Origin of the sequence: Rhodococcus sp. NPDC059968 (assembly GCF_042738615.1) — a bacterium.
In the GTDB taxonomy this organism is placed as follows: Bacteria; Actinomycetota; Actinomycetes; order Mycobacteriales; family Mycobacteriaceae; genus Rhodococcus_F.
Genome location: NZ_JBHWUE010000004.1, coordinates 213,987 through 230,627, shown reverse-complemented (window position 1 = coordinate 230,627; position 16,641 = coordinate 213,987). Strand labels below are relative to the sequence as shown.

Annotated in this window: 16 protein-coding genes; 10 read left to right on the top strand and 6 right to left on the bottom strand. The window is 67.0% G+C overall.

The window, feature by feature from the left end:
* Nucleotides 1-256 precede the first annotated feature (256 nt).
* The 4 genes from ACFWAY_RS06545 to ACFWAY_RS06530 all read left to right on the top strand — a co-directional run bounded on the left by ACFWAY_RS06545 (nucleotide 257) and on the right by ACFWAY_RS06530 (nucleotide 4,648).
* Nucleotides 257-1,414, top strand: coding sequence for a saccharopine dehydrogenase family protein (locus tag ACFWAY_RS06545; RefSeq protein ID WP_378457283.1), 1,158 nt, complete (start codon nucleotides 257-259; stop codon nucleotides 1,412-1,414).
* Nucleotides 1,415-1,452: 38 nt separating this feature from the next.
* Nucleotides 1,453-2,217 carry an SDR family NAD(P)-dependent oxidoreductase gene (locus ACFWAY_RS06540; protein WP_378457282.1) on the top strand — a complete coding sequence of 255 codons (765 nt, stop codon included), beginning with the start codon at nucleotides 1,453-1,455 and terminating at the stop codon, nucleotides 2,215-2,217.
* 88 nt (nucleotides 2,218-2,305) lie between these two features.
* A complete protein-coding gene (locus tag ACFWAY_RS06535) occupies nucleotides 2,306-3,487 on the top strand; it encodes a thiolase family protein (RefSeq protein WP_378510187.1) in 1,182 nt (393 codons plus the stop codon).
* 15 nt (nucleotides 3,488-3,502) lie between these two features.
* Nucleotides 3,503-4,648: an acyl-CoA dehydrogenase family protein gene (locus tag ACFWAY_RS06530; RefSeq protein ID WP_378510186.1), complete on the top strand. Its 1,146-nt coding sequence runs from the start codon at nucleotides 3,503-3,505 to the stop codon at nucleotides 4,646-4,648.
* On the opposite strand, the gene ACFWAY_RS06525 is transcribed toward ACFWAY_RS06530, so the two are convergent.
* Together ACFWAY_RS06525 and ACFWAY_RS06520 are read right to left on the bottom strand one after the other, a co-directional pair.
* Nucleotides 4,629-6,110, bottom strand: coding sequence for a flavin-containing monooxygenase (locus tag ACFWAY_RS06525; protein ID WP_378510185.1), 1,482 nt, complete (start codon nucleotides 6,108-6,110; stop codon nucleotides 4,629-4,631). The genes ACFWAY_RS06530 and ACFWAY_RS06525 overlap by 20 nt on opposite strands.
* Nucleotides 6,107-7,042, bottom strand: a complete 936-nt coding sequence (locus ACFWAY_RS06520; RefSeq protein WP_378510184.1) for a patatin-like phospholipase family protein — start codon at nucleotides 7,040-7,042, stop codon at nucleotides 6,107-6,109. Before ACFWAY_RS06520 ends, ACFWAY_RS06525 begins: the two co-directional genes overlap by 4 nt.
* An 82-nt stretch (nucleotides 7,043-7,124) precedes the next feature.
* Between ACFWAY_RS06520 and ACFWAY_RS06515 the strand changes: the two genes are divergently transcribed.
* Complete coding sequence (locus tag ACFWAY_RS06515) at nucleotides 7,125-7,730, top strand: TetR/AcrR family transcriptional regulator (protein WP_378510226.1); 606 nt, start codon at nucleotides 7,125-7,127, stop codon at nucleotides 7,728-7,730.
* A 5-nt stretch (nucleotides 7,731-7,735) separates the two neighbouring features.
* On the opposite strand, the gene ACFWAY_RS06510 is transcribed toward ACFWAY_RS06515, so the two are convergent.
* The 3 genes from ACFWAY_RS06510 to ACFWAY_RS06500 all read right to left on the bottom strand — a co-directional run bounded on the left by ACFWAY_RS06510 (nucleotide 7,736) and on the right by ACFWAY_RS06500 (nucleotide 11,294).
* Nucleotides 7,736-8,758 (bottom strand): magnesium transporter CorA family protein, encoded by a 1,023-nt coding sequence (locus tag ACFWAY_RS06510; RefSeq protein ID WP_378458918.1) that lies wholly within the window; start codon nucleotides 8,756-8,758, stop codon nucleotides 7,736-7,738.
* Nucleotides 8,759-8,796: 38 nt separating this feature from the next.
* The gene (locus ACFWAY_RS06505) at nucleotides 8,797-9,996 is read right to left on the bottom strand and encodes an FAD-dependent monooxygenase (protein WP_378510183.1); all 1,200 of its coding nucleotides are present in this window, start codon (nucleotides 9,994-9,996) and stop codon (nucleotides 8,797-8,799) included.
* Between the two features lie 68 nt (nucleotides 9,997-10,064).
* Nucleotides 10,065-11,294, bottom strand: a complete 1,230-nt coding sequence (locus tag ACFWAY_RS06500) for an MFS transporter (RefSeq protein ID WP_378510182.1) — start codon at nucleotides 11,292-11,294, stop codon at nucleotides 10,065-10,067.
* A 48-nt stretch (nucleotides 11,295-11,342) separates the two neighbouring features.
* Between ACFWAY_RS06500 and ACFWAY_RS06495 the strand changes: the two genes are divergently transcribed.
* The 4 genes from ACFWAY_RS06495 to ACFWAY_RS06480 all read left to right on the top strand — a co-directional run bounded on the left by ACFWAY_RS06495 (nucleotide 11,343) and on the right by ACFWAY_RS06480 (nucleotide 14,852).
* Complete coding sequence (locus ACFWAY_RS06495) at nucleotides 11,343-12,149, top strand: IclR family transcriptional regulator (protein WP_378510181.1); 807 nt, start codon at nucleotides 11,343-11,345, stop codon at nucleotides 12,147-12,149.
* Nucleotides 12,150-12,212: 63 nt separating this feature from the next.
* The gene (locus tag ACFWAY_RS06490) at nucleotides 12,213-13,292 is read left to right on the top strand and encodes a cupin domain-containing protein (RefSeq protein WP_378510180.1); all 1,080 of its coding nucleotides are present in this window, start codon (nucleotides 12,213-12,215) and stop codon (nucleotides 13,290-13,292) included.
* A gap of 7 nt (nucleotides 13,293-13,299) precedes the next feature.
* Nucleotides 13,300-14,127 (top strand): fumarylacetoacetate hydrolase family protein, encoded by an 828-nt coding sequence (locus ACFWAY_RS06485; RefSeq protein WP_378510179.1) that lies wholly within the window; start codon nucleotides 13,300-13,302, stop codon nucleotides 14,125-14,127.
* A gap of 5 nt (nucleotides 14,128-14,132) precedes the next feature.
* Nucleotides 14,133-14,852, top strand: a complete 720-nt coding sequence (locus ACFWAY_RS06480; protein WP_378510178.1) for a maleylpyruvate isomerase family mycothiol-dependent enzyme — start codon at nucleotides 14,133-14,135, stop codon at nucleotides 14,850-14,852.
* A 12-nt stretch (nucleotides 14,853-14,864) separates the two neighbouring features.
* Here the strand turns inward: ACFWAY_RS06480 and ACFWAY_RS06475 are convergent, their stop codons facing one another.
* Complete coding sequence (locus ACFWAY_RS06475; protein ID WP_378510177.1) at nucleotides 14,865-15,557, bottom strand: SDR family NAD(P)-dependent oxidoreductase; 693 nt, start codon at nucleotides 15,555-15,557, stop codon at nucleotides 14,865-14,867.
* A gap of 134 nt (nucleotides 15,558-15,691) precedes the next feature.
* Here ACFWAY_RS06475 and ACFWAY_RS06470 point away from each other — a divergent pair, with 134 nt between their 5' ends.
* Nucleotides 15,692-16,585 (top strand): LysR family transcriptional regulator, encoded by an 894-nt coding sequence (locus ACFWAY_RS06470; protein WP_378458511.1) that lies wholly within the window; start codon nucleotides 15,692-15,694, stop codon nucleotides 16,583-16,585.
* Nucleotides 16,586-16,641 lie beyond the last annotated feature (56 nt).

Sequence of the window (16,641 nt, the reverse complement as noted above, 5' to 3'; positions counted from 1 at the left end):
TCTCCGCTCACACGGACTCCCCGCGGCAGATAACATCAGTACCGACCGATCACTCGCTCGATCGAATTCGTCCCCGACACTTCCACAACATGCGCCGCGAGAGCAATCCCGGATGCAATGCAGCTTGCCCACCGCCAGAAATAGGAACTCACATGAAACGAAAGTGGGCCAAACGTCTTGACTGTTTGCCCAAGTTCGCCTTACTGTACCGGGAACGGCCGCGAAAAGATGGTCACTCGAGCGAGGTGGAGAAATCATGCGCGTTGTATTTGTCGGTGGCGCAGGCGCAATGGGCAGCCGGGCAGTCCGAACCGCTGCGGGATTCGACGAGTTCACCGAATTGGTCATTGCCGATTTCAATCTGGAAGCGGCGCAATCGCTTGCAGCGGAACTTGGACCGCGAGTTTCGGCCGTCAAGTTCGATGCGAACACCGATGACCCTCGCGCCCTGTTCTACGGCGCGTGGGGCGTCCTGAGCACTCTCGGTCCGTTCACCCGATTCGGTACCAAGATCATGGGCGCCGCGATCGCCTCCGGCTGTCACTATGTAGATATCAATGACGACTGGGAGCCGACTCTCGAGGCGCTGGAATTGACTCAGCTGGCCAAGGATGCTCGAGTCACGGCACTGATCGGCGTGGGCCAGAGCCCCGGTGTCACCAACGTGCTCGCCGCGAAGGTTGCCGACGAACTCGACGAGGTGCATGAACTCATCACCGCGTGGAACCTGTCCGGGACGCGATCGGACGCCCCGGGTAAGCGACCCGACGCAGCGATGGTGCACTTCGTGCACCAGACCACAGGAACGATCCGAGTCATCGAAGACGGTCGGTGGGCCGACGTGCCTCCCATGCAGGAGTTGACCCTGTTCTATCCGGGCATCGGAAACCTTGCGGTCCGTACCATCGGCCATCCCGAAGCCATCACCCTGCCGCGCACGTTTACCGGTCTGCAGCGGTGTGTCAATGTGATGGCCGGACCGGCGTGGTACTTCGACCAGATGGCCGCACGCATGGCCGAAGTTGATGCCGGTCGACTCTCTCCGTTGGATGCCGCCATTCTGATGGAGGACGAGCCGCCGGTGCGTCCTGCGAATGCCCCTTCTACGCCCCACACACCCACGTTGTGGGTATGGGCATCAGGGAAGAAGAACGGCGTCGACACCATCGCGGTGGGCGGTATGAACCGTTGGCCGACCGGCAAGATGCCTGGATCGACCGGCACCCCGGCAGCGGTCGCGTTGCGCCTACTGGCCTGGGGCGAGATCAAGGTGCACGGGGTGGTCACACCCGAAGAAGCGATCCCGGCAGACCTCTTCTTCGCCGAACTGGACCCGCTGTACACCGAACCCCACGGAACCGAGAATCCGCTGATCGAAATCACGACTGTCGCAGTCGAATCAACCAATGCGTAGCTTGCCAGAGGGGACGAATCACCGGAGAAGGAAGACGAATGAGTAACTCCACAACGGTCTTCGTAACCGGCGCCGGATCCGGGATCGGACGCGCCACTGCGACACTGCTCGCCGACCGCGGCTATGCGGTAGCAGGGTTCGACCGCAACGGCGCTGCCGTTACCGAATTCGCGAACGAAATCAACTCACGCGGAGGCAGGGCACTTGCCTGGGAAGGCGACGTCACCGACACCGCTGCCGTGGCTTCCGCCATCGACGAGACGGTCTCCCACTGGGGTCACCTCACCGGCGCAGTTGCCTGCGCCGGAATCGAAGTCGTCGGCGGCGTTCTGGATCTCGATTTCGAGGATTGGCAACGAAGCCTGTCAGTCAATGCGTCTGGAGTATTCAACCTGGCCAAGGGTGCCCTGCCGCACCTCATCACCTCCCGAGGATCCTTCGTCGCGATCGCATCGGATGCCGGCACCGAGGGCGCCCAGGGCTACGCGGCGTACTGCGCCGCGAAGCATGCAGTGGTGGGATTGGTCAAGAGCATGGCCCTCGACCACGGCGTGCAGGGCGTGCGCTCCAATGTGGTGTGCCCATCATTCGTCGAAACCCCGATGGCAACAAGAATTTTCGACAGCACCGCGCCGGGGGAAGCAGAGTTCTACCGCGACGTCATTCCCATGGGCCGATTCGCACTGCCCGACGAGGTCGCGAGAGCAGTCGCGCACCTGCTCGGCCCCGACTCGTCGTTTACGAATGGCATGCTGTACGCCATCGATGGCGGAGGAACGGCAGGCTTCTACCGACCTGCCTAGGTCGGTGGAGTGGCGCTGCGCTGTACCGGCGATGCGGACACGACACGAAACAACCTGCTTGCAAGTGACCGATACGGAAGGGCACGTCATGAATTCTCCTGAACCGATCGTGGTCGTCGACGGCGCGAGGACCCCGATCGGCAGCTTCGGTGGTGCGTTCAAGGACGTGCCCGCCCACGAACTGGGTGCCACCGCCGCGAAGGCCGCGCTGGACCGTGCCGGGGTGCCGGGTGAGGACATCGACGAGGTGGTGATGGGCTGCATCGGTCAGGTCGGACCGGACGCCTACAACGCCCGCCGCGTCGCCCTCGCCGCCGGACTTCCCGAGAAGACCCCGGCGTACACCGTCAACCGGCTGTGCGGGTCCGGTCTGCAGGCGGTGTGGTCGGCGGCGCAGCAGATGCGCTGGAGTGGGGTGAACTTCGCCCTCGCCGGCGGCGACGAGAGCATGTCGCGGATGCCGTTCTACGACTTCTCCGCCCGCTCCGGCTACAAGCTCGGCGACCGCACGCTCGTGGACGGCACGGTCGCGATCCTGACCGACCCGTTCGGCGGGGTGCACATGGGCCGCACCGCCGAGGCCGTCGCCCGCAAGTACGACGTGAGCCGCAGGCAGCAGGACGAGTTCGCCGTCGAATCCCAGCGCCGCGCCGCCTCCGAGGCCGCGCGGGCGGCGTTCGCCGAGGAGATCACCCCGGTGCAGATCGAGGGCCGCCGCCCGAAGACGATCGAGGTCGACGAGCACCCCAAGCCCGACACCACCCTCGAGACCCTGGCGAAGCTGCGGCCGGCGTTCGAGGAGGGCGGGTCGGTGACCGCGGGCAACGCGTCCGGGATCAACGACGGCGCCGCGGCCCTGGTCCTGGCCACCGAGTCCGCCGCGCAGGAGAGGGGCCTGACCGGGCTGGTCACGCTCGAGGCGGTCGCGACGGCGGCGATGGACCCGGCCCTGATGGGGTACGCCCCCGTGCTGGCGTTGGCGAACCTGTTCGAGCAGACCGGCACCACCCCCGGCGACATCGACGTGATCGAGCTGAACGAGGCGTTCGCGTCGCAGGCGGTTGCGGTGATCCGGGACGCGAAGCTGAACCCGGACAAGACCAACCCGTACGGCGGTGCGATCGCGCTGGGTCACCCGGTCGGGGCGACCGGTGCGATCCTGAGCCTGCGCCTGGCGAAGGACCTCGTGCGCCGCGACCTCGAACTCGGCATCGTCACCATGTGCATCGGCGGCGGCCAGGCCCTCGCCGCCCTCTTCCGGCGCATCTAGAAACCAGGGCAGACGATGAAGAAGCACATCCCGTCGTGGCACGACGACGAGGTGAAGGCCCTGTCGGAGCTTGCGGTCGGGTTCTTCGAACGCGAGGTGGTCGCGCACAACGAGAAGTGGGACGCCCAGCACCGCATCGACCGTGCGGTGTGGCTCGCGGCGGGCAAGCTGGGGTTGCTGTGCTGCTCGATCCCGGAGGAGTACGGCGGCGGTGGGGGCACGTTCGCGCACGACCTCGCCGTGTTCGAGGCCCAGGGCTACGCCGGTGATCTCGCGTTCGGCATCTCGGTGCACTCCGGCATCGTCGCGCACTACGTCCTCGAGTACGGTACCGAGGAGCAGAAGAAGACTTGGCTGCCGGGAATGGCGAGCGGGGAGATCCTGGGCGCCATCGGCATGACCGAGCCCGGCGCCGGGTCGGATCTCAAGGCGATCAAGACGACCGCGATCCGGGACGGTGACGATTACATCGTCAACGGGTCGAAGACGTTCATCACCAACGGTGCGTCGGCGGATGTGATCGTGCTGGCGGTGAAGACCGACCCGAAGGCCGGTGCCAAGGGGGTGGCGCTGCTGATCGTCGATCTGCGGGACTGCCCGGGGTTCGTCGTCGGGCGGGTGTTGGACAAGGTCGGTCAGCACGGCGCCGACACGTCGGAGTTGTCGTTCACGGACGTGCGGGTGCCGGTGTCGAATCTGCTGGGGGCGGAGGGGCAGGGTTTCGGGCAGCTGATGGCGCAGTTGGTGCAGGAGCGGCTGATCATCGGTGCGCAGGCGTCCGGGGCGATGACTCGTGCGGTCGAGGACACGGTCGCGTACACGAGGTCGCGGCAGGCGTTCGGGCACAGTCTGTTCGAGTTCCAGAACACGGCGTTCGAGCTCGCCGAGTGTCAGACCATCGCCCGCACGTGTGCGGTGTTCCTGGATCATTGCATCGAGGCGCATCTGCGCGGTGAACTGGACCCGTCCGAGGCGGCGATGGTCAAGTACTGGCTCACCGAGCAGCAGTGCGCGGTGATCGACCGGTGTGTGCAGTTGCACGGTGGGTACGGGTACATGCGTGAGTACCTGATCGCCCGGATGTACGAGGACGCCCGCGTCCAGAAGATCTACGCGGGCGCCAACGAGGTGATGAAGGGAATCATCGCGAAGTCGCTGTAGCCGACGCCGGCTCGTGCGACACGTCGTACGCCGATTCGTCGAACCGGCCGAGTCGTTGCCGCATGCGGTCGGTCGACCACGGCCAGTTGAAGCTGTTGCGGCCGTTGACGTCGAGGAAGTAGCTCTGGCAGCCACCAGCGTTGTAGACGGTGGTGGCCAGAGCTTCCTGGACCTGAGCGTTGAACGCGTCCTGCACTTCCCGGCGTGGTTCCATCCTGGTCCACCCGTTGCTCCGGGCCGAGGTGACGGCCTGGATCAGGTATTCGAGTTGCGCCTCGAGGATCATGAAGGCCGACGTGTGGCCGGTGCCCAGCGCGGGTCCGAGGAGGACGAACGCGTTGGGGAATCCCGCGACGGTGGTGCCGAGGTAGGCCTGCGGGCTGCCCTTCCAGTGATCGTCGAGGCTGCGGCCGTCGCCGTCGAACACCTTGGAACCGATGGGCATGTCGAGAATGTGGAAGCCGGTGCCGAAGATGATGGCGTCCACTTCCCGTTCGGCGCCGTCGCTGCCGACGACGACGTTTCCGCGCACCGACTGCACGGCGTTGGCGTGCACCTCGACGTTGGGGCGGGTGAGCGCGGGGTAGTAGGTGTTGGACAGCAGCAGTCGCTTGCAGCCGAGCGTGTAGTCGGGGGTCAATGCCGTGCGCAGCCTCGGATCCCGTACCTGCGCCCGGAGTTGTGCCTTGCCGACTTGCTGGATCACCCGCAGGATCCACGGGTGCCGGAAACCGAGTCCGAGCGACTCCATGATCGCGTACTCGGCGCGGCGCAGTGCGCGGATCGCGCCCGGTATGCGGCGCAGGATCGCGCGCTCGACACCGGGCAGGGCGTGATCCGGTTTCGGCAGCACCCACTGCGCGGTGCGCTGGTAGAGATGCAGCGTCTCGACCTTCGGCTGGATCGCTGGGACGAATTGCACCGCGGATGCACCGGTTCCGACGACGGCGACGCGTTTGCCGGTGAGGTCGTAGGTGTGATTCCAGCGGGAGGAATGGAACACCTCGCCGGTGAAGGTGTCGAGGCCGGGTATGTCGGGAACGAGGGGTTCGTGCCACGGTCCGGCGGCGGCGATGACGGCGTTTGCGGTGAACGTGCCGGCAGTCGTGTCCACCGTCCACCGCCTGCTCTGCTCGCCCCACTGGGCGCGCTGCATCTCGGTGCCGAACTTCACGTGTCCGGGCACCCCGTGTTCGGTGGCGGTGCGCTCGATGTACCGGCGGATCTCCTCCTGTCCGGCGAACAACCGCGACCACTCCCGGTTGGGTGCGAACGAGTAGGAGTACAGGGCCGAGGGGACGTCGCACGCGCAGCCCGGGTAGGTGTTGTCGCGCCAGGTCCCGCCCAGCGCGTCGCCCTTCTCGAGAACCGCGAAGTTGTCGATTCCGCTCTGCTTCAGTCGAATTGCGGCTCCGATGCCGGAGATCCCGGCACCGACGATCAGAATGTCGTAATGCTTCATGCGCGTACTCCGTTCGCAAGCTGAGCGCGGGTGGTGACGAGGGAATGTTCGAGTGTGGCGAGCCGGCGCCGGCCGTCCATGAAGTTCGGACCCATGACGGCGAGGTCCTCGGCGGTCGCGTCGAGCCGTATCACCCGGGTGCCGGCCGCCTCCAGCTTCGCGATCTCGGCGTCCAGCCCGGAACTCATCCAGTTCCGCAGCATCAGACGTTCGACGCGGGCCGCCCCACGGCCGGCGATGCGGCCCGTCGACGCCATCGGTGCCAGCACGACCACCTCGTCGAGTTCGAGGGGCAGCACCAGGTCGGCGGATGCTGTGGACGCCGCGCCGCCGTCGACGAACCGGCGGCCGCCGACGCGGACCGGCGGGAACCAGCCGGGGATCGCCCACGACGCCCGCAGCGCTTCGGACAAGGTGGCGGTCGGTGCACCGGGTGAGCCGAACGCGACGCGCTCTCCCGTGTCGTAGTCCATGCCGACCAGCCACGTCGCCGGGTGGCGGACCCAGCCGGAGTCGCAGGTGAACTGCCCTGCGAGCCGGTCGAGCCAGGCCGCATCGCCGCGGCCGTGGGGGAGGAGTCCGCTCGCGGCGGTCACGGGTGGGAGCCCCCGGCGCAACAAGCCGGGCGAACCGAGGCCCGGCCTGGGGAGCGGCGGGAACCGTCCCGGTGCGGCGGCGAGGTGTCCGTCGAGCGCCGGATGGGTGGGCCCACCGAGCTGCATCGCGAGCAGTTCGTCGACGCCCGCCCCGCCACCCAGCATGGTGACGATTTCGGCGCCCGCGGACGTGCCCACGAGCACGTCGGCGTCGCGTGGGTCCCAGCCCAGGGCGTCGCTCACGGCGATCATGGCCGCCACGGTCCAGGCCGCGCCGAGCGTGCCGCCGCAACCGATCACCAGTCCGCGGCTGAGTTGTATGTCACTCGAAGTCATATCTAGAAGCTAGCAGAAACCAGATACCGGCGGTATATGAAAAGTAGAATATTCTCGCAGGGGCTTCGGAGAAAGGGTGAGCATGGCGCGATTGACCAGGTCGGAGAGTCAGGCGCGCACGAGGGCGCATCTCGTCGCGACTGCACGCGACCTCTTCCTGGCCGACGGGTACGCGGCCACGTCGCTCGAGAAAGTGGCCGACGAGGCCGGCTATTCCAAGGGTGCGGTGTACTCCAATTTCAAGAACAAGAAGGAACTGTGCCTCGAGGTGCTGGGGCTCATCCACGCCACCAAGGGGCAGGAGATCGCCGAGGCGCTCGGCGGCGGCGACACGATGGAGGAGCGACTCGAGGCGTTCCAGGCCTGGGCGGAGAAGACGCTCGGCGACGTCGGGTGGACCATGCTCGAGTTCGAACTGATCGTGCTGTCCCGTCACGATCCCGAACTCCGCGACGCACTCACAGCCACTCTCGGGGTCGCGCGGGAGATCACTGTGACACTGCTGAAGTCGTTCACCGACTCACTCGGGGTCGTCCTGCCGGTGCCCGCGGAGGATGCGGCGAGCAGCATCCTCAGTCTCGGTGTCGGCCTGGGTATTCAGCGCGCCATCGATCCCACCATTTCCGCTCGGGTGGTCACCGACAATCTGCGGGTGCTGCTTGCGGTGTCGCAGCCGAGTGAACTCTAGATCCGTCAGAGCCAGTCGCGTCGGCGGAACAAGATGTAGAGCAGGCTGGCCGACGTCACGATCACGATGGTGCTGACGATCATCCCCGACAGCTGCCCGACTCCGGGAAACAAGACGTTCTGACCGAACCACCCGGTCACCGCGGTGGGAACGGCGATGATGGCCGCCCATCCGGTGAGTTTCTTCATGACGGTGTTGAGCCGGGCATCCTGGAGCGACAGATTCGTCTCGAAGACGGTTACCACCATGTCGCGCAACGACTCCGTCCACTCGGCGGCGCGCGTCACGTGGTCGTAGAGATCGGTGTACAAGCTGTCGAGAACCGGCGACTTGTCGCGTTCGGATTCGGCCCGCCCGCGCATGACGGCGCCCACCACCTCCCGCATCGGCAACACGACGCGACGCAGTTGCACCAGTTCCTTCCGCAGCCGGTACGTGCGCTGCTGAATCTCCCGGGTCCGCGCGGACTCGTCGAACAAGCCCTCCTCGAGCGCTTCGATCGCGTCGTCGATCGTCTCGATCGTCTCGAATTGCCCGTCCACGATGGCGTCGAGCAGTCCGTGCAGGAGCGCGAGTGCACCGGATCCCGGTGTGAGCAGTGCAGGGTCCTCCTCCCAGCGCTCCACCACCTGGGACATGTCGAAACGATCGTCCCGCCGCACCGTGATGATCCCGTTCGGCAGCACGAACGCGGAGACGCGGCTGAGCCGAAGCCGTGAATCGAGGACGCCGAGAGTGCTGACGTCGTCGTTCTCGAACCAGGTGGCGTACGCGGTCACGAACGCGTGGCCTGCATAGCGCGTCGCCTTCGGCCGCTCACCGCGGGCGACGGCATCCTCGATGGCGTTCGGATCGAGCGACCACTCGGCCGCCAGCTCCGTCAGGCACTCGTGGTCGGGGTCGCACAGGTCGACCCACACGAGCGCGTTCTCGTCCTTCACCTGTTCGGACACGTCGGCAATCGGAAAATCCTTGCCCACGCATTGTCCGTCGCGCCACACACGGGTCTGCACCAGGTTGAGGGTCACGCTCCCAGTCTGCCGAACCCTTCCGGCAGGGGAAGCGGTTATGACGCGCGATCGGACGAATACCCCCACAGCCAGTCGGTGTACTTGTAGCTCGACGTGTCGCGGGTGCGGAACAGTTCGTTGCGCGCGATGCGGGCGGTGCCGTCGAGGTGCCACAGCTCGCCCCACATGCGGCCGGTGGTGAGGATGCGGTTGCAGCGCGGTGCGCGTTCGGTGTTGACCTCCTTCAGGATCTGCGGCCACGCGGAGTTCCCGCCCGCGGAGAAGTCTTCGGCGGCATAGTCGGCGAGGCACTTCGCGTCCTCGATCGCCATCACGGCTCCCGACGCCAGGTACTGCAGCGGCGGGTGCGCTGCGTCTCCGAGCAGGATCATCCGGCCGTCCACCCAGTTCTCGATCGGCTCGCGGTCGTACATCGGCCACCAGCGGTCCTTCCACAGGTAGTCGATCCCGCGGCGGACGTTCTCGTGGCAGTGCGCGTAGGCCTGCTCGAGTTCTTCGGGCCCACCCCAGTTCTCGATCCCATTCTTGAAACCGGGCGATTCGAACACCGCGACCTGGTTGAGCATTTCGCCGCCGCGCAGCGGGTACTGGATGAAGTGGCACTGCGGTCCGATGTAGCCGACCACGTCCTCGATGTCCTCGTCGAGTTCCACGTCCTGGTACGCGGTGGTGCCCCGGTAGGCGGCGTAGCCGGAGGACACGGGTTCGTCGTCCGAGATCTTCCCCCGCAGACGCGATTTGAGGCCGTCCATGCCCAGCGCGATGTCCGCCTCGTGGGTGCGGCCGTCGTCGGTGGTGACGATCACCTTGTCACCGTCGGTGATCACGTCGGTGACGGTGATACCTGTGTGCAGTTCGGCGCCCGCAGCCCGTGCGGCATCGACGAGTGTCGCGTGCAGGTCGCTGCGATGGGTCACGAAGTACGGTCCGCCGTACCGGGCCCGGAACTCGGAGCCGAGGTCGATCTTCGTGAGCACCTCCGCGGTGATCGCGTCGCGGAACACGATGTTCTTCGGCAGGAAGGCCCGGGAGAGAACGTCGTCGAGCACGCCCCAGGAGTCGAGGATGCGGGCGCCGTGCGGCCCGACCTGCAGTCCGGCGCCGACCTCACCGAATTCGGAGGCGCGTTCGAACAAGGTGACGTGCGCGCCCTTCCGCGCGAGGGCGAGGGCGTTGGCTGCGCCGCCGATCCCGCCTCCGGCGATGATGATGCGTGCGTCCTGCAGGTTCGACATGACAGTTCCTTTGTTTCGAGCGTTCGGGCCACGTGAGTGGCATTGCGTGGCGGGGCACACGGCGGCACTCACGTGGTGGAGGGGAAGCGTCGCCAGATCACGGTGAGCAGCAGTGCGGCGACGAGTGCGCTGACGCCGAAGAGGATGAAGTTGGAATCCGCGCCGAGTCCGGCGGCCAGGAGCCAGCCGCCGATCTGCGGTGCCGCGACGGCTCCGACACGGCCCACGCCGAGCGCCCAGCCGAGGGCTGTGCCCCGCAGATAATCGGGGTAGTAGGACGCGACCGCCGCGATGATGAGGCACTGGGTTCCGTGTGTCCCGACGCCGGCGAGCACGAAGATGACGTAGACCAGCCCCACCGGTGGGGCGGTGAGCAACGTCAGCAGCGCGAGACCTGCGAGGAGCGCGGCGACGATGCTCGTGGGGATCGTGCCGAACCGGACGCCGCCCCACGCGGTGACGAACGAGCCCGCGACGGCGCCGAGGTTGAGCGCGAGGGCGAACGTGAGCGCGCTGCCGAGATCGGTGCCCTCGCCCTGCATGAGTTTGGGCAGCCACGTGCCGAGGCCGTACCAGGCGAGCAGGGTGACCACCGTGGCGAGCGCGAACATGATGCTGACGGACCGGAGCCGGGTACCGAGCAGTGCGCTGAAGCCCGTTGCCGGCCGCACCTCCGTCGACGTCACGGCGGCGGTCTGGTCGGGCAGCGTCTTCCACGCGATCGGCACCAGCAGGATCAGCGGGACGAGCGCGAAGGCGAACATCGGCTGCCAACCCCAGTTCGGGATGACGGGGATGCCGAGCAGCGCCGCGATCGAACCACCGATGGGAACTCCGGACATCATCATCGTGGCCACCGCGGCGCGCCACTTCGCGGGGATCAGTTCTGCGGCAAGCGCATTGGAGGTGGGAACGAGGCCGCCCAGGCCGAGTCCCGCGATCAGGCGCAACGCGCCGAACATGACGGGTCCGGTCGCCAGTGCACAGAGCGCGGTGAACACGGACAGGATGATGGCGCATCCGATCACCGCACGCTTGCGTCCCACGATGTCGGAGAGGCGTCCCGCGAGCACGGCGCCGATCATCATTCCCAGAAACGCGAGGCTGCCGAGAGTGCCGGCGGTCGCGGCGCTGATGCCCCACTCCTTCTGCAAGCTCGGGATGACGTTGCCGTAGACGATGAGGTCGTAGCCGTCGAAGACTACGAATAGCCAGCAGACGACGACGGCGATCGTGGCGTTGCGGTCCAGTCCGACGCGGTTCATCGGCGGCGCCGCAGTGGTGGCAGTGAGGGGCATGAATCGAGGGTGATGCGGCGCACAGCTCGCGTGCAATAAAGTTCTGCTGTGCAGAAGAAGCGAACGATCGAAAAGCCGGCGTACATGTTGGAGTCCGTCGACAACGCGTTGCGCCTGCTGCAGATGCTGCGCGACGTGGGCGGACTGAGACTCAAGGACGCTGCTGTGGAACTCGGCATCGCGCCGTCCACGGCGCACCGGCTGCTGGCGATGCTGGTGTACCGGGGGTTCGCCGTTCAGGACGAGAGACGCATGTACCACCCCGGGTCGGCGATGGGCGCAGGCCCGGCCCAGCGCGGGTGGACGCGTGAGTTCAACGACCTGTGCCGGCCTCACATGGAAGCCCTCGCGATCCTGTGCGGCGAGACCGTCAACCTCGTGATCCGCGTCGGCACCCAGGCGCGCTTCCTGTCGTCTGCCGAGTCGACGGGAATGTTGCGCGTCGGTGACCGTCAGGGGCAGGTGCTCGACGCGGAATTGACTGCGGGAGGACGCATTCTGCTGGCTGAGCTGCCGAGGGAGACTCTCGAACAGCTGTACCTGCGGCCCGCGGATCTGGCCGACGACGAACGAGAGTGGGGCGACCGCCGCCTGTCGCCCGACGACTTCGAGCGGTTCCGGCGGGAACTGTCCGCCGCCCGCGCCGTCGGGTTCGCCCTCAACGTGCAGCAGACCGAGGAGGGTGTCGCGGCGTTCGGCGTCGCGATCCGGAACCGGGCCCGCACGGCGGTCGGGGCGCTGACGGTGGCCGTGCCGATCACGCGGTTCCGTCAGCACTCGCAGGGACCGCTGGTGTCGCAGATCAAGAACGCGATCCGCGAACTCGAGGTGGATATCGCCGACCTCGAGTCCTGACACTAATTCTGCACAGAAGAATTCTGTATCGGCCGCGGCGTCGACTCTCTTAGCGTCGACGCCATGACCGCTACCGAACCGCACGTCGACGACGATCCGGAGCTGAAGCAGCTCTACCAAGATTTCGAGGGCGAACACCTGAATCCGTTGTGGACCCAGCTCGGTGATCTGATGCCGATGACGCCGACGTCGCGGGCGGTGCCGTTCGTGTGGAAGTGGTCGACGCTGTATCCGCTGGCGCAGCGGGCCGGGGACCTGGTGCCGGTCGGCCGGGGCGGGGAGCGGCGGGCGATCGCCCTGGCCAACCCCGGGTTGGGTGGGGTGCCGTATGTGACGCCGACGCTGTGGGCGGCCATCCAGTATCTGGGCCCGAAGGAGGTGGCCCCCGAGCACCGGCACGCGCAGAACGCCTTCCGGTTCGTCGTCGAGGGGGAGGGGGTGTGGACGGTCGTCAACGGGGATCCGGTGGCGATGCGGCGCGGCGACTTCCTGTTGACCCCGGGCTGGCATTTCCACGGTCACCACAACGAAACCGATCAGCCGATGGCCTGGATCGACGGCCTGGACATCCCGTTCGTGCACTACACCGACACCGGGTTCTTCGAATTCGGGTCCGAGAACGTCACCGACGACTCCACCCCGGAGGTGTCCCGGTCGGAACGGTTGTGGGCGCATCCGGGGCTGCGACCGCTGGTCGGGTTGGACGCGAAAACCAGTTCGCCGATCGCCGCGTACCGGTGGGAGCACACCGACGCCGCGCTGCGCGAGCAGCTGCAACTCGAGGACGAGGGTTACGCGGCGACCACCGAACCCGGTCATGCCGCGGTCCGCTACACCAACCCGACCACCGGCGGCGACGTGATGCCCACCATCCGGGCCGAGTTCCACCGCCTCCGCGCCGGTGCCCGCACCCGGCCCCGCCGCGACGTCGGGTCCACCGTCTACCAGGTGTTCGACGGTTCCGGCCGGTTCGTCCTCGGCGGCCGGCCCCGTGAGGTCGGTAAGGGCGACATGATCGTCGTCCCGTCCTGGACGGAGTGGTCGATCGAGGCAGACACCGAGTTCGACCTGTTCGCGTTCTCCGACGCCCCGATCGTCGAGCGCCTGCACTTTGATCGCACGTACATCTCCGAAGGAGCCTGACAATCCCATGAAGCTTGCCACCCTGCGCCGCAACGGTGCCACCGTCGCCGTCCGCGTCGACTCCGACACCACCGCCACCGTCATCGACGGGTACCCGGACCTGTCCGCGCTATTGAACAACCCGGACTGGAAGACGGTCGCGGCGAACGCGTCCGGCGCCATAATTGATCTCGACGGGGTGGATTACGCCCCGGTGGTCCCGAACCCGGGGAAGATCATCTGCGTCGGCCTGAACTACGCCAACCACATTCAGGAGATGGGCCGGGACCTGCCGGAGTACCCGACCCTGTTCGCGAAATTCAAGGAGGCCCTGACCGGCCCGTACGACGACGTGATCGTCCCGTCGTATGCCGCGGCGCAGCTGGATTGGGAGGGGGAGTTGGCGTTCGTCGTCGGCAGGCAGGCGTACCAGGTGCCGGAGGCCGACGCCGAGCAGTACATCGCCGGGTATTCGGTGATGAACGATTACACGATGCGCGATTACCAGTACCGGACGCTGCAGTGGGATCAGGGCAAGACGTTCGAGAAGACCAGCGGCTTCGGGCCGTTCCTGACCACCACCGACTCGTACACCTTCGGCGGCACCCTGGTCACCACACTCGAGGGGCAGGTGGTGCAGTCCACCACCACCGACGATCTGGTGTTCACCCCGGCCAGGCTGGTGGAGTACATCTCGCACATCGTGACGCTGCAGCCCGGTGACGTGGTGATCACCGGCACCCCGGGCGGGGTGGGGCACGCCCGCAAGCCCGGTCTCTACATTCAGGACGGGCAGACCGTCGAGGTCACCATCGAGGGCCTGGGCACCGTCCGCAACAAGACGATCATCAAGTAGGAGCCGTGAGTTTCCACGATCTTCCCCTGTCCGAGCGGTTGCTGATCGCGCGCCGCGGCACCTCGTACTTCGCGCAGCGCCTGGCCGAGTTGACCGACGAGCAGCTGGCTGAGCCGACCGGGTTGGTGGGGTGGTCGCGGGCGCATCTGCTCGCGCACGTCGGCTACAACGCGGCCGCGTTGTGTCGGCTGCTGGACTGGGCGGCGTCGGGCGTGGAGACCCCGATGTATGCGTCGGCGGAGCAGCGGGGCCGGGAGATCGCCGAGGGCGCCACCCTGTCGGCGGCGGCGCTGCGGAACCTGTTCGATCACACCGTGGCTAGGCTCGACGAGAAGTGGCGTAACCTGCCCGCCTCGGCGTGGGACGCGCAGGTGCGGACCGCGCAGGGCCGCACCGTGCCGGTGTCGGAGACAGCGTGGATGCGCACCCGGGAGGTGTGGATCCATGCCGTCGACCTCGGCAACGGCGGCCGGTTCGGCGACTTCCCCGACGTGGTCCTCGGGTCGCTGCTCACCGACATCGTCGGGATGTGGCGGCGCAAGGACCTCGGCGCCGGACTGATACTGGCGGTCGACGGATGTGAACCGGTTGCGGTGCAGCCGGATTCACCGCCTGCCGAGAAGGTGTCCGGGCCCCTCGCCGCGGTCGTGCGGTGGGCCGCCGGCCGCGGCGCCGTCGGACTCGGCGCCGGCGGAGAAATCCCGGAGCCCCCGCACTGGTTGTGAGCGAGAGGCGAGCTAGTACGACGCCCGGCCACCGCTGGCGTCGTAGACGGCGCCGGTCGAGAAGCTGAGCGCCTCCGAGCACAGCCATGCGACGAGTTCGGCGATCTCCTCGGGCCGTCCCATCCGGGCCATCGGGGTCAGGCTCTGCGACCGCGCGAGGATCGCCGGGTCGGTGCCGGCATTCATCGGGCTCTCCACCGCGGCGGGTGCCACCACGTTGGCGAGGACACCGGTTTGCGCGACCTCCTTGCCGAGCGATTTCGTCAGCGCGATCACGGCCGCCTTCGACGCCGAGTAGGCGCTCTGGTTGGGATTACCGTCCTTCGCCGCGATGCTCGCCAGATTCACCACCCGCCCCCAGCCGTCGTCGACCATGGCCGGCACGAACGCGCGGCAGAGGAGGAACGTTCCGTCGACATTGATCCGGAACGTGCGACGCCAGTCCTCGAGGTCGACGTCCACCAACGGAGCGGACGGTCCCACGACACCGGCGCAGTTGACGAGGATGTCGACGCGGCCGAGCCGGGCGGCGAGCTTCTCGACGGCGTCGGCGTCGGTGACGTCGAGGTGCTCGTCGGCCCCGGCGGCGACGTCGGCGGCGACGACGCGGACCCCGGCGCCGGCGAGGCGTTTCGCACACGCCGCACCGATTCCGCTCGCTCCGCCGGTGACGAGAGCGGTCGCGCCCTCGGGATACGTGGCCATGGTGGTTTCTCCTCGCGACTGTGTGCGCATTAGTCTTGTTCTATGTGCGAAATCAGTATGATCGGTTTCACACTGTGTATGAATTGGAATATATGGGCTGAGCCACATTCGTCAAACTCCCCGAAGGGAATCCGATGGAGATTCGCTGGCTGCAAGCGTTCGTCGCCGTTGCCGAAGAACTGCATTTCGGCAGGGCAGCCGCGCGACTCCAGATGGCCCAGTCGCCGCTGAGCCAGACCGTGCGCAAACTCGAGAAGGACATCGGCGTGCCGCTGTTCGAGCGGAGCACCCGCAGCGTCGCCCTGACGTCGGCGGGCCACACGTTTCTGCCGCACGCCTACCGGATTCTCGAGAGTGTCGACATCGCGCGGCAGGCCACCCGCGCGTCCGCCGGAGGCGTGTACGGCCGCATCAAGATCGGCTTCACGGGCGTGCTCAATCACCTGTCCCTGCCCCCGCTCACCCGCGCGCTCCGGCAGCGCTACCCCGACATCGAACTCACCCTCGTCGGGCGCATCATGACCCGTGACGCCATCACTCAGCTGGACAGTGGCGCACTCGATCTCGCATTCGTCGGCCTTCCTGTCGAGACGGCCTCGGTGTCCACCCGGCTGATCCGCCGCGAGCCGTTCGGAGCCGTCCTCCCGGCGGACCACCCCCTCGCATCCGAGCCGAAGATCGACCTGCGCGACCTGGCCGAGGACGGGTTCGTCACGACACCGCTGTCGGCCGGTTCGGCATTGCAGGAGGTCGCGATGCGGGCCTGTGTCGATGCGGGCTTCCGTCCGCGTGTGGTGCAGGAGATCACCGACCCGTACATGATCCTGATGCTGGTGGCGACGGGTGTCGGCGTGGCGCTGATGACGTCGGGCATTGCCGCGATCACGCCCCCGGGCACGGTGTTCGTGCCGCTCACCGGCGAGCCGATCTACATGAACCACGGACTCGCCTGGTCGCCCCGCCGCGTCTCCGACGCACTCCGGGTGGCGTTGACCGTGTCGGAGGAAATCCTCCCGACTCCCGATTAGGACGTTTTCGGTCTATATCTAAGACTTTTTTTGCGCTGGACTGCGCATAGTTCGCC

Coding starts and splice junctions, on each gene's coding strand:
- ACFWAY_RS06545 (WP_378457283.1), top strand. CDS start 257: ATGCGCGTTGTATTTGTCGGTGGCGCAGGCGCAATGGGCAGCCGGGCA.
- ACFWAY_RS06540 (WP_378457282.1), top strand. CDS start 1,453: ATGAGTAACTCCACAACGGTCTTCGTAACCGGCGCCGGATCCGGGATC.
- ACFWAY_RS06535 (WP_378510187.1), top strand. CDS start 2,306: ATGAATTCTCCTGAACCGATCGTGGTCGTCGACGGCGCGAGGACCCCG.
- ACFWAY_RS06530 (WP_378510186.1), top strand. CDS start 3,503: ATGAAGAAGCACATCCCGTCGTGGCACGACGACGAGGTGAAGGCCCTG.
- ACFWAY_RS06525 (WP_378510185.1), bottom strand. CDS start 6,110: ATGAAGCATTACGACATTCTGATCGTCGGTGCCGGGATCTCCGGCATC.
- ACFWAY_RS06520 (WP_378510184.1), bottom strand. CDS start 7,042: ATGACTTCGAGTGACATACAACTCAGCCGCGGACTGGTGATCGGTTGC.
- ACFWAY_RS06515 (WP_378510226.1), top strand. CDS start 7,125: ATGGCGCGATTGACCAGGTCGGAGAGTCAGGCGCGCACGAGGGCGCAT.
- ACFWAY_RS06505 (WP_378510183.1), bottom strand. CDS start 9,996: ATGTCGAACCTGCAGGACGCACGCATCATCATCGCCGGAGGCGGGATC.
- ACFWAY_RS06500 (WP_378510182.1), bottom strand. CDS start 11,294: ATGCCCCTCACTGCCACCACTGCGGCGCCGCCGATGAACCGCGTCGGA.
- ACFWAY_RS06490 (WP_378510180.1), top strand. CDS start 12,213: ATGACCGCTACCGAACCGCACGTCGACGACGATCCGGAGCTGAAGCAG.
- ACFWAY_RS06485 (WP_378510179.1), top strand. CDS start 13,300: ATGAAGCTTGCCACCCTGCGCCGCAACGGTGCCACCGTCGCCGTCCGC.
- ACFWAY_RS06475 (WP_378510177.1), bottom strand. CDS start 15,557: ATGGCCACGTATCCCGAGGGCGCGACCGCTCTCGTCACCGGCGGAGCG.
- ACFWAY_RS06470 (WP_378458511.1), top strand. CDS start 15,692: ATGGAGATTCGCTGGCTGCAAGCGTTCGTCGCCGTTGCCGAAGAACTG.